The organism is Nocardia vinacea NBRC 16497 (assembly GCF_000308835.1).
Taxonomy (GTDB): Bacteria; Actinomycetota; Actinomycetes; order Mycobacteriales; family Mycobacteriaceae; genus Nocardia; species Nocardia vinacea.
Window position 1 is genome coordinate 1 of record NZ_BAGN01000106.1, and the last position, 11,711, is coordinate 11,711.

The window sequence follows — 11,711 nt, forward strand, 5'->3', positions numbered from 1 at the left end:
GAACTGCCGCTACTGTGCCGAGGGCAACTACCACATGTGTCAGGTGCACGACATCTACGGCTTCAAGCGCGCAACCCACGGCGGCATGCAGGAGTACATGGTCATCACGCAGGGTTCTCTGGTCCATCGGATCAGCGCTGACATTCCCCCTGCGCACGCGGCCTTCGCGGAGCCGCTGTCTTGCGCACTCCACGCCGTCGAACGGGCCGACATCACGTTCTCCGATGTGGTTGTCGTCGCCGGGTGCGGGCCCATCGGCCTCGGCATGGTCGCGGGTGCGGCGGCGAAGTCTCCGGCCCAGGTCATTGCTCTGGACATGGAGCCGCGCAAGCTGGAGCTTGCGGCGCGCGCCGGGGCCACGATGACGATAGACATCAGCAAGCAAGATCCCGTTGCCCGCGTTCGAGAACTTACCGGTGGTTATGGCGCCGATGTCTACCTCGAGGCGACCGGGCACCCGTCGGCGGTGATCCAGGGCCTCAACCTGCTGCGCAAGCTCGGTCGCTTCATCGAATACAGCGTCTTCAAGGAGGCGGTGACCGTCGATTGGACGATCATCAGCGATGACAAGGAACTCGACGTGCGCGGCGCCCATCTGGGACCGAACTGCTGGCCTGCTGCGATCCGGCTGATCGAGGGCGGCAAGCTCCCGCTCGACGACATCTGCACCCACCAGCTGCCGATTGCGGAGTTTGCGCGCGGACTCGACCTCGTCGCGTCGGGCAAGGAGTCGATCAAGGTCTCACTCATTCCCTGATCGGTCGGCTCGGCTGACGGAAACGATCGGCTCGCGACTGGCCGAACCATGGTCGCCCACTGCCACCCGGACATCACATCAGATCGGAAAGACATGAACGTTACCAAGACCACCCGGGCCGCCATCGTCCTCGCTATTGCCCTCACACTGCCGCTCGCGGCGTGTAGCTCGGGTAAGAACGCCAAAACCGCTACCGGCGGTATCGATGGCGCGAAGGTCGCCTTCCTCATGCCGGACCAGGCATCGACCCGGTATGAGCAGCACGATGCGCCGGGCTTCAAGGCTGCGCTCAGCAAGTTGTGCGCGAGCTGTACGGCGCTCTACAACAACGCCAACGCTGACGCGGCGAAGCAGCAGCAGCAGTTCGACGCCGCCATCTCGCAGGGCGTCAAGGCCATCGTGATCGATCCGGTCGACTCCACCGCCGCGGCCTCCATGGTGTCACGTGCTCAGGCCAGGGGAATCAAGGTCGTTGCCTACGATCGGCCCATTCCGGACGCGAAGGTCGATTACTACGTGTCCTTCGATAACGAGGCCATCGGCAAGGCGATCGCCGAATCGCTTGTCAAGCACATGAAGGACACCGGCGTCCCGGCCGACAAGGGGATCCTGGAGGTCAACGGCTCACCGACCGACGCGGCAGCAGGTCTGATCAAGAAGGGCATCCACGAAGGGCTCGCCAGCGGCGGGTACGCGACGCTCGCCGAGTACGACACCCCTGACTGGGAGCCGACCGCTGCTCAGCAGTGGGTCGCAGGCCAGGTTTCCCGGTTCGGGGGGCAGATCGGCGGGATCGTCGCGGCCAACGACGGGACGGCCGGTGGTGCCATTGCCGCGTTGAAGGCGGCGAACGTCAAGCCTATCCCGCCGGTTACCGGTAACGACGCAACCAACGCCGGGCTCCAGCTCGTGATCTCGGGTGACCAGTACAACACGATCTCCAAGCCGAGTGAGATAGTTGCTGCCGCAGCAGCTGAAGTCGTCGTCGATCTCGTCGAGGGCAAGCAGGTCGAGGCCGTCGGTGGCGGCAGCCTGACAACCGTCTTCAAGGCCCCGACCATGCTCTTCGTGCCGAAGGTCGTCACACGGGACAACCTGAAGGCTGACATCGTCGACGCCAAGATCAACACCGCAGCGGAGCTGTGTACCGGTGCCTATGCCACCGGATGCACGGCACTGGGGATCTCCTGACACCGCCTTCACGCCATCGATAGAGTTCTTATGACAGCCACGGCAACATCGTCCACGACGCCGGTGCTCAGCCTTCGCGGTATCGGCAAGACTTTCGGCGCGGTCTCCGCGCTGACCGACATCGATATGGAAGTCCACGCCGGCGAGGTGGTCGCCCTCGTCGGCGATAACGGGGCCGGTAAGTCCACCCTGGTCAAGGTTCTGTCCGGTGTCCATCAGCCCGACTCCGGTGAGCTCTTCTTCGACGGGAAGCCCGTCACGATTCCCTCGCCGAACGCGGCACTCGAACTCGGCATCGCTACCGTCTTCCAGGATCTCGCGCTCTGTGAGAACCTCGACGTCGTCGCCAACCTGTTTCTCGGTCGAGAGCTCGGTAGGACGCGGCTCAGCGAGGTCGAGATGGAGACCCGGTCCTGGGAGCTCCTCGGGGAGCTATCGGCTCGGATCCCGAGCGTTCGCGTTCCCATCGCGTCGCTGTCGGGTGGTCAGCGCCAAACCGTCGCTATCGCCCGGTCGCTGCTGGTCAACCCCCGGCTCATCATGCTCGACGAGCCGACTGCCGCCCTGGGGGTGGCGCAAACCGCGGAAGTCCTCAACCTGATCGAACGGGTGCGCGCCAAGGGGCTCGGCATCATCATGATCAGTCACAACATGGAGGACGTTCGGGCGGTCGCGGACAGGATCGTGGTGCTCCGGCTCGGCCGCAACAGCGGAACTTTCGGTCCGGATGTGAGCAACCACGAGCTTGTCGCCGCAATCACGGGCGCCACGGACAACGTCGTCGCTCGTCGATCGGCCCGGCGAGCGGTCGAGGTCGACGCGGCTGTTGCGAACACCGCAGAGGAGCTGTCATGAGTCAGACGGAAACGTCCACGAAGTCCGATGCGGCCGAGCGCACTGAACTCGACCGCCAGGACAGCCGAGTAACCGTGGGTGTGGGCGGCGTCGGCGGGATGATCACCGGATTCGGTCGCCGCGTGCGCTCCGGTGATCTGGGACCGCTCCCTGTCCTCGTCGGTCTGGTCGGCATCGCCGTTGTCTTCCAGACTCTGAACCCGGTCTTCCTTACCTCGACGAACCTGGTCAATCTGTTGTACGACAGTGCGGCCGTCGGAATGATCTCCCTGGGCATCGTGCTGGTCCTGATTCTCGGGGAGATCGACCTGTCGGTGGGTTCCCTGAGTGGTCTCTCGGCGGCGTTCCTCGGGGTCCTGTGGGTCAACAAGGGCTGGCCCATGCCGGTGGCTGTCCTAGCGGCTCTGCTCAGTGGTGCGCTGATCGGGCTGCTCTATTCACTGGTCTATACCCGATTCGGTATGCCGAGCTTCGTTGTGACTCTGGCCGGCCTGCTCGCCTTTCTCGGACTTCAGCTTCAGCTGCTCGGCAGCCACGGGTCGATCAACCTCCCGTACGGTTCGCAGCTGGTGACCTTCGGCCAGCAGCAGTTCCTCCCACCCGCTGTGGCTTATGTAATCTGCGTCGTCGCTGCGGTCGGCGTGCTCGTCGCGGGTCTGGCGAACATCCGAGAACGGGCACGGGCCAATCTATCCCGGCCGTCCATGCAGTCCCTGCTGATCAAGAGCGGTGCGCTCCTGGTCGTCTTCCTTACCGCCACTTGGTATCTCAACCAGGACAATGGAGTGCCGTGGATGTTCATGGTCTTCGTCATCGCGGTCGTGGCGGCAAACTATGCCCTGACCCGGACCCGCTGGGGAAGGCACATGTTCGCGGTCGGCGGCAGCGTCGAGGCCGCGCGCCGGGCCGGTATCAACGTCAACCGGGTCTATACGTCTGCGTTCGTCCTCACCGGCACGCTCGCGGCGCTCGGAGGTATTTTCATGGCGGCCCGGCTGGCCTCGGCCAGCCAGAGTGCCGGCACCGGCGACGTCAATCTCAACGCCATCGCCGCAGCCGTCATCGGCGGTACCAGCCTGTTCGGTGGTCGAGGATCGGCGTATTCAGCCTTACTGGGGATCCTCGTGATCCAGTCCATCTCGAATGGATTGACATTGCTGAATCTGTCGTCGGCCCCACGGTTCATGATCACCGGTGCTGTCCTTGCCCTGGCGGTACTCATCGATTCATTGGCGCGTCGATCCCGCGTCTCGCACGGACAGGCATGAGGAACATCCTCCGGAGATGTAAGTAGGGCCGATTGCGGCCCGACTTACATGTCGCGCGAACATCCGTCGGGCATGTGCGGAGTCACTCGGTGAAGGGGGACTCCTGGATGGCGGACAGCGTGTGCACGAGCGGCTTCGTCGCTCCGTACAGGCTGTCGTAGACGCCGAACAGGTCGTCGTAAAGTGCCCGGGTGCGGGGGTTCGGTTCGATGAGCTGACCGACGGTCGCCCAGTCGGTCTCCGGTGGAACCAGGCCGGTTCCGATCGCGGCGAGCAGCGCGTCGCCGTAGCTCGCGCCGACGGTTTGGGTCGGTACCACTTGGGGTCGGCCGACGACGTCGCTCACGATCTGAGTCCACAAGCCACCCTGGGTTCCGCCGCCGACAGCCACGAGTCGCTCGATCGGGGTCTGCTCGCTGTCGAGAAACTCGATGATCTGCCGGATGCCGTAGGCGATGCCCTCGTATGCAGCACGGAAGAGGTGGCCTCGCCCGTGCCGCAGACTGAGCCCGGCGACGACGCCACGCGCTCTCGGGTCGAAGATCGGCGTGCGCTCACCGGCGAAGTACGGCAGCAGTACCAGGCCGTCGGATCCCGGCGGCACAGCCGCCGCCTCGGCGATGAGCTGTTCGAACGGCACGTCCCCGGTCAACTGCTGAACCCATGACGTGAGCGACCCTGAGGTCGACATTCCCGCGGCGAGCGTGAACTGCCCCGGCTCGATGCCAGAGGTTGTCCATAGCAGCGGGTGGGTTTGGAGGGTAGGAAGAACCTGGACGAAGAACATCGTCGAGCCGTACATCAGCATCACGTCCCCGGGTTGCCGCACCCCGGCGCTGAAAGCCTCACTCCAGGCGTCGACGGTCCCCGCGCAGACGGGAGTCCCGGCGGGCAGACCCGTCTCCCGTGCAGCCGCTGACGTTATTGCGCCCACAACCTCATGTGGCCAAACGATCTGCGGCATCTCGAGATGCCCGACGATATCGCCGATCCAATCCTGCGCCCAATCCTGTCCGCGCAGGTCGTACAGCGGGTCACTCTGGCTGGCCGTATGGTGGTCGAGCACATAGGACCCGGTCAGTTTCGCGACGGCATATGAGCTGGAGTTGTACCACCGGGTGGCCCGTCGCCACACGTCGGGCTCGTTCCGCGCCACCCACAGCATTTTCGGTCCCACTGCTTGCGTCGACAGAGCTTTACCGCAACGCTGCAGCACTTTGTCGGCACCGAGTCGGTCGGTGAGTTCAGTTATCTCCGCCGTAGCCCGCATGTCGATTCCGTAGAGAATCGCCGACCGGACCGGGCGCAAATCCTGGTCACACAGCAGCAGGCACGGACCGACGCCACTGACACATATGCCGGCTAGACGATGCTCTGCGATATGGGGAACGAGTTCCCGGCATACCTCGACCAGATCGCCCCACCAGATGGTCTCTGCATCTACCTCTGCCCAGCCCGGCCGCGGAAGGCTCATGCCGTGTTTTCGGACCGCCGTCGCGAGGATCCTGCCGTCGCTGGTTGTCAGCACCCCCTTGGTGCTGCCCGTACCCATGTCGACACCAAGCAGCAGATCCGACAACCCTGTCACCCGCACTTCCACATCATTCCCGCGTTCAGCATCAGCGTAATAGAGTCGGGCGGCGGATACCGGACCGTTCCCGCCTGCTTTTGCTTCGGTCCGTCGCCACCTCGGGCAGCACCGCCAGGGTCAGCCCCCGAACGTGTGCGGGAGTCCAGCCGACCGGCCGAAGCAATTTCTCTTCACACCGGATATCGACGGACACCCGCAATGGTGGTGCGAAGAAGGCGGGCGCGCAGCCACATTCGGCAGCGACGTGCACGTCCCCGGCGCGCTCGCCGACAGTCGTCGAGGGTGAACCCGACGGCGACGGCGGGACGCAGCGGGAATGGTTTGATGGTCGCGGTGTGGCCGCGCTGCGACACCGACGCATCGTGCCGTCACCACGACTCATCCGCCACCGGAAGTGCACCAGAGCTGTTAGCGAGATAGTCCCCCGAGCGAATGCGGAGCTCGTTGTTGATGCGCTGCGAGTGAACGGCGGTGGCCTAGTAGGTCGCTTGCGGCCCGACTGCCGCGGCTTCTCCGAGGCTGCATACTTACCTGGCCGGGCACCCTCGGCCAGGGCCTTCTTATCCAGATCCGCAGCGTCTCGTAGTGCACATCGACCATCGGCGCGATGGCCTGCGCTGCGGCATAAGGGGATCCGTACTCATCGAGACGCTCGAGGGCACATCCGCCGCCGATCGAGGGCATCCCTAGAGGGATAGGAGCGCAGCGGAGTCATGCCCGAGCTCCGTCCGCGGTGTCGTCGACCGAAATATGCCAGCCGACACTGGTCACCGATGGTTCCAGGCTGAGCCGGCTCACTGCCGATTCCATCTGCCGGTCGTCGCGCTGATCACCGGTGAGTTCGGCGCGTACCTCCACCCGACCCGCGATATCGGTATTCGCGCTGGACACCGAGAGGAGTCGAAAGTCGGTGCGGGTCAACGCCTGAACCAGCAGCGCCCGTACGTGGGCTTCCTGCTCATCGTTGGTCACCGCGACGAACACGTAGGACGCGGGTTGTTCGATGGCGGCATCGGGTTGGCGGTCCACCGCACGTCCGGCGGCGCGCAGCGCGATATTGACCACCATTACCGCCACCGCGCCCGCGGCAGCAGTGGTGAACATGCCCGCACCGGCCAGCGCGCCGACGGCGGCCGAACACCACAGTGTCGCAGCGGTATTGAGCCCGCGCACATTCAAACCGTCGCGGATGATCACACCCGCGCCGAGGAAACCGATACCGGAGACGATCTGCGCGGCCACCCGGGTCGGATCCGCGGCACCGCCGTGGAAACCGTTCGCCGAGAGCAAGACGAACAGTGTCGCACCCGCCGCAACGAGCGCATTGGTGCGCAGCCCCGCCATCCTGGCCCGATACTGCCGCTCGAATCCGATCACCGCGCCCAAGCCGATACCGGCCAGCAGCCGCAGGATCATCTCTACCGTTGTCATCACGCACTTCCTGACTAGGTCGAGCGCACCATCGAACAGCAGGCTACGGACCGGTCCCGTTCCGGAGCGCCGCTGCGGAGGTGTCGCCGGGTGAATATTCGGCTAATGGGGGTATCGGACTATCACCGCCGGACATCCGGCTCACCTCCTTCCTCCGATCGGACGCGCGGCACAGCCGGGCATCGTGTGTCATCGTGCGCAGAGCACATCGGAGGAATCCGACAAATCGCCGGTCAAAGCCTCTCCTCGTAAGACCTTTGGCACTTCACGGCGTGAACCCGACAACATCGGGAGCCAATCGGGATCACCCCTTAGGCCGGGGAGATCTGTCCTGACCCGGGGCGTCTCTCGACGTTCGGGGTCGCTGGCCTATATCCGTGAAGGAGCCTCAGCGAACGATCGGCACCTTGCGTGAGCAAGTAAACACCCGCATGGCCGGCCTCGCAACCCGGTGTGAGCCGCGCAACGTCCAATCGCGCTGCGCGGGAGCCGAATGCGGACCAATCAGGACTGGTAGAGCGAACGGTAGGCGGCGAGCGTGGCCACGCAGTGGTCGATCACCTGCTCGCGGGTGGCGCGCAGCGATCCGTTCAACCACGCCGAGAACATGCCCGCGTTACCGCTGGCCATGGTGAGCGCGGCCAGTCTGCGCCGCACCGGATCATCGATATGCGCGAACAGGTGGTCCTGCAGGACCTTGGTGAAGACCGGCATGACCGCGATGGTGGTCTGGCCGAGGCCGGTACTCGAGTACGGTTCGACCAGGAACAGCCGGGACTTGCGCGGATCGGCGAGCACCTTGTCGACCAGGATCTCCGACAGCACGCGGTCGCGGGAGGGGTCGGCGGCGGCGAACGCCGTCATCGGCTCCAGGAATTCGTCGGCGACCTGCCGGTAGAGCACATCCAGCAGTTCGTCGCGGCTGGCGAAACTCTCATAGAAGTACCGGTCGGTGAGATTGGCGCGTCGGCATACCGCGCGCATGGTGACACCGCCCGCGCCCGATTCTCCGATCAGGTCGAGCGCGGCCTCGAGCAGCGCGGAGCGGCGTGCCTCTCGACGTTCGGTGAGCGTCGTACCGCCCCAGATCCGAGGACCGGCATCGTCAGCTGATTCCTGGCCTTTTTGCACCCGCCCACACTAATGCCTGGCCGCACTGACCGGCTCAGGGCTGGGCCACCCCGATCGGGGATCAGCCGCCGCGTTCGAGTGCGAATCCGGCATCGCGCCAGGCGACGATCCCGCCGCCGAGGCTGCTGGCGTCGAAGCCGTCCTGGCGGGCGATGGCGGCGAAGCGCAGCGATAGTTCGCCGACCGGACAGACGAAGACCAGCGGGCGCGATCGGGAGAACGGGATGCCGTGGGTGAACATATCGTCGAGTTGGTCGTCGCGAATATTGATCGCGCCCGGCACATGGCCGATGCGATAGGCCATCGCGCCGCGGGTGTCCACGATGGTGGGCCGGGCGGTGCGGTCCAGTTCGGCCAATTCCTGCGGGGACACCGCCGGTGTCGCCGCGAGTTCGGCCGGGGTGGGTGCGCGGCGGCGATCGGCGCGGTCGAAAAGTCCCGGCTTGCGCTTCTTGATATAGGACAGGTACGGCTCGAGCCGATCACAGACGATGAAGACCGCGACCATCGGTTCGTTCGATGAAAGTGCCTGCTCACCAAGGATTTCCAGCGCGGCGGCATAGCTCGCGCCGCTGGTCGGACCGGCCATGACGCCGTACCCGGTGGCCAGCGCCAGGGTGGCATCCACCGCGCGGGTGGAATCAATGGTGACGATGCGGTCGTAGAAATCGGGTTGGAACAGCCCGACATCCCACATCTCGCTCTCCGAGCGGATACCGGGTATGAAGTCCGACCGATCGGAAACTACGGCGATACAGCGCAATTCGGGATTGTGCTTGCGCAGATAGGTGGCGGTGCCTCGGGTGGAGCCGGTGGTGCCGAGCCCACCGATCAGATAGTCGACGCGGGTGATGTCGTCGGCGGCCAGATCCTCATGGATCTCGCGGCCGGTGCCGTGGTGATGCGCCTCGATATTCTTCTCATTGGTGTACTGCGAGGCGTGATAGTAGGCGCCCGGCTCCTTGGCCATGGTCGACTCGATCACCGAATACACATCGTTCGGTGTGGTCGGATCCGGACATTCGGACAGCCCGGGCAACTCCACGATCTCGGTGCCGAACAGCTGCAGCAGATCTCGCACTTCGGAAACCTTGATCCGATTGGTCACCGCGCGCAGGCCGATACCGTGTATCGCGCCGAGAATGCGCAGCGCCTTGGCGGTATTGCCGCTCGACGCCTCGATGAGTGTCTGCCCGCTCGCTCCGATCTCGTCGAGATCGTCGCGGATCATGCCCCAGGCCACCCGGTCCTTGACCGAGCCGAAGGGATTGTGCGACTCCAGTTTCGCGTATAGCTCGACATTGGCCAGGCCGTGCACGGCCGGGTCCAGCCGCAGCAGCGGCGTATTGCCGATCAGCTCGGTGATGTGGTCGTAGCGCATTACGGCGCTCCGGAGGGGCGGCGCGGCAGCGGGCCGCGCGGGGGAGTGCGGCGCGGTGGCGGCAGACCGACGGGTATGAGCGGTTCGTAATCGGTATCGCGGTAGACCTGGAAACTGCCCGCGCGGTGCACTACAGCGAGTTTCGCGGGCAGTGCGTGCATGGACGCCGAGGCCGCGGACAGGTCCATGTGATAGGCGCCGGTATTCGGGAACACCACCAGATCGCCCTGGCGCGGGCATTCGGGCAGCCAGACTTTGTGATTGGTGATCAGGTCGCGTTCCAGGCACAGGCGTCCGGCGAAATACACACCGACCGGCCCGGATTCGACCACCGGACCCAAGGTCGGCATCGTGTCGGCGGCGCTGCGCAGCGGGGTTACGTCATCGCCAGGTACGGCGTTGCGAACGGGAGCGCTGCTCGGCATATGCGCGACACTCGGCAGGATCACCGGATCGACCATGACCTCCTGATCCGCCGGGGTCACCTGATCCCGGCTCAGATCCAGATTCACCAGCACCGTGCCATCAGCGAGTTCCTTGACGAACTCCACCCGTGACACAGTCACCCCCGCATGATCGACCAGCGCCTTGCCCGGCTCCAACCAGATATCGAGCATATTGTCCCCGGTCACCTGGGCCACGGTGCGGCCACCGTGCCGCTCCAGCGGCGCGCCGAGTAGATCGTTCAACATCGCTGTCGCGGGCACGGTGTTCGCGTACTTGTGGAAGACCGGAATCCCGTGCACCGCACCGTCATCCACGTGATAGCCGAAGGTATTGTTCGACCAGCTCATCGATTCGCCGCGGCCGAGCAGCGATTCGCGCAGCGCCCGCACATACCCGTCGAATCGGTCCGCGTCGGCGGTGAACACTTGTCGGAAGCCGCCGCCGATATTCAGCACCGACGGGCCGAGTCCGCGGTCGTAGGCGCGCTCGACCAGCTCGAGGCAGGCGTCGATGGCTCGGATGCGTTCCGCGGCGTCACCGGAGTCGATATGAAAGGCGAAGCCGAGGAACGTGATTCGCCGGCGATTGGCCGAGAGCAGATCCAGGGCCTGGTCCACATGGGCCAGCGGCACACCGAACCGGCTCACCGCTGTCTCGTCGAATCCGGAAACCCGTAGCAGCACCGGAACTTTCGCGCGGTCACCGGCCAATTCGGTGATCCGCCGCAGCTCCCACAGATTGTCGACATTGATGGTGACGCCGCAGTCGATCAGATCACGCAGGAACGCTTCACCTTTCGGCCCGGTCACCTCGATCCGCATCGGAGCGAATCCGGCCCCGATGGCACTGGCCAACTCCTGCGGGGACGCGACATCGATGGCGATACCAGCATGTTCGGCGGTGCATACCAGGGCTCTGGATTGATTCACCTTGTGCGCGTAGCAGATTCGGTAGCGCGCGCCCCTGCTGTCGAGTACGGCGCGCAACTGTTTCAGGTTCTCCGCGAAGACCTGCGGAAACACCAGGTGGATCGGGGATCCGAAGCGAATCAGCGTCTCCTCGACGGCATCGCGGGTATCGAAAAAGGAACGCACCAGCGGATGGATCTTCGCGGGAAGCGCCGGTAGCGGTGCCGTCATACGGTGGTTTCCGTGGGCTGGGACCGCGTGGACGCCAACGCGGTTCGCGCCGGTTTCTCGGCCACCGGGTTGTAGCCGCCGTCGCGGATCGACTCGAAGGCGCGAGCCCGATTGCGCGGACTGCGGAATTCGGCGACCACCCGTTTACTGGGCAGATCTATCTCGATCACCTTGATGCCCATCGTCTCCAGCACCCCGGTGATCGTGCGGACACAATGCTGACAGCTCATATCCGGCACGTAGAAGATCTGATCCTCGGCGCTGGCAGGCGCGTCGGCGGTCAGTTCGTCCAGTTCGGCACTCGTCTCGGTTATCCGGATTCGCTCGGCGAGCTGCTCGAAGGTCTCGACGAACTTGTCCACCACCAGCGGCAACAGCGTGTAGTGCCCGCCGCCGAGGTGATGTGGCATGGCGGCCAGACAAGAGGGGCGCGTATTGGCGGGCAGCAGCGCGTACTGGCGGGAGATGAGATCGAGATCGTCATGGTATTTGGCGATGGCCGCGTCGACGCTCAGTCCCT

At 64.8% G+C, this 11,711-nt stretch carries 10 protein-coding genes and 1 riboswitch; of the genes, 4 read left to right on the forward strand and 6 right to left on the reverse strand.

The window, feature by feature from the left end; translation table 11 throughout:
- From ON44_RS14150 to ON44_RS14165, 4 genes are all read left to right on the forward strand, one after another.
- A partial coding sequence (locus ON44_RS14150; RefSeq protein ID WP_040690102.1) for a zinc-binding dehydrogenase occupies nucleotides 1-757 on the forward strand: 757 nt, incomplete at its 5' end.
- A gap of 48 nt (nucleotides 758-805) precedes the next feature.
- Entirely contained in the window at nucleotides 806-1,948 is a 1,143-nt protein-coding gene (locus tag ON44_RS14155; RefSeq protein WP_218007561.1) for a substrate-binding domain-containing protein, read from the forward strand.
- A gap of 30 nt (nucleotides 1,949-1,978) precedes the next feature.
- A complete protein-coding gene (locus ON44_RS14160; RefSeq protein ID WP_040690105.1) occupies nucleotides 1,979-2,803 on the forward strand; it encodes an ATP-binding cassette domain-containing protein in 825 nt (274 codons plus the stop codon).
- A complete protein-coding gene (locus ON44_RS14165; RefSeq protein ID WP_040690108.1) occupies nucleotides 2,800-4,071 on the forward strand; it encodes a sugar ABC transporter permease in 1,272 nt (423 codons plus the stop codon). The genes ON44_RS14160 and ON44_RS14165 overlap by 4 nt, the downstream gene beginning before the upstream one ends.
- Before the next feature lie 82 nt (nucleotides 4,072-4,153).
- On the opposite strand, the gene ON44_RS14170 is transcribed toward ON44_RS14165, so the two are convergent.
- The 6 genes from ON44_RS14170 to ON44_RS48210 form a co-directional block, all read right to left on the reverse strand.
- The gene (locus ON44_RS14170; protein ID WP_281005153.1) at nucleotides 4,154-5,659 is read right to left on the reverse strand and encodes an FGGY-family carbohydrate kinase; all 1,506 of its coding nucleotides are present in this window, start codon (nucleotides 5,657-5,659) and stop codon (nucleotides 4,154-4,156) included.
- 714 nt (nucleotides 5,660-6,373) lie between these two features.
- Nucleotides 6,374-7,093 (reverse strand): MgtC/SapB family protein, encoded by a 720-nt coding sequence (locus ON44_RS14175; protein WP_040690111.1) that lies wholly within the window; start codon nucleotides 7,091-7,093, stop codon nucleotides 6,374-6,376.
- Nucleotides 7,094-7,328: 235 nt separating this feature from the next.
- Nucleotides 7,329-7,500: riboswitch (M-box (ykoK) riboswitch) on the reverse strand.
- Between the two features lie 97 nt (nucleotides 7,501-7,597).
- Entirely contained in the window at nucleotides 7,598-8,224 is a 627-nt protein-coding gene (locus ON44_RS14180) for a TetR/AcrR family transcriptional regulator (RefSeq protein WP_051181995.1), read from the reverse strand.
- A 61-nt stretch (nucleotides 8,225-8,285) separates the two neighbouring features.
- Nucleotides 8,286-9,605: a pyridoxal-phosphate dependent enzyme gene (locus ON44_RS14185; protein WP_040690112.1), complete on the reverse strand. Its 1,320-nt coding sequence runs from the start codon at nucleotides 9,603-9,605 to the stop codon at nucleotides 8,286-8,288.
- A complete protein-coding gene (locus tag ON44_RS14190; RefSeq protein ID WP_040690114.1) occupies nucleotides 9,605-11,191 on the reverse strand; it encodes a type III PLP-dependent enzyme domain-containing protein in 1,587 nt (528 codons plus the stop codon). Before ON44_RS14190 ends, ON44_RS14185 begins: the two co-directional genes overlap by 1 nt.
- On the reverse strand, nucleotides 11,188-11,711 hold a 524-nt coding region (locus tag ON44_RS48210; protein ID WP_040690115.1), incomplete at its 5' end, for a heavy-metal-associated domain-containing protein. The genes ON44_RS14190 and ON44_RS48210, both read right to left, overlap by 4 nt.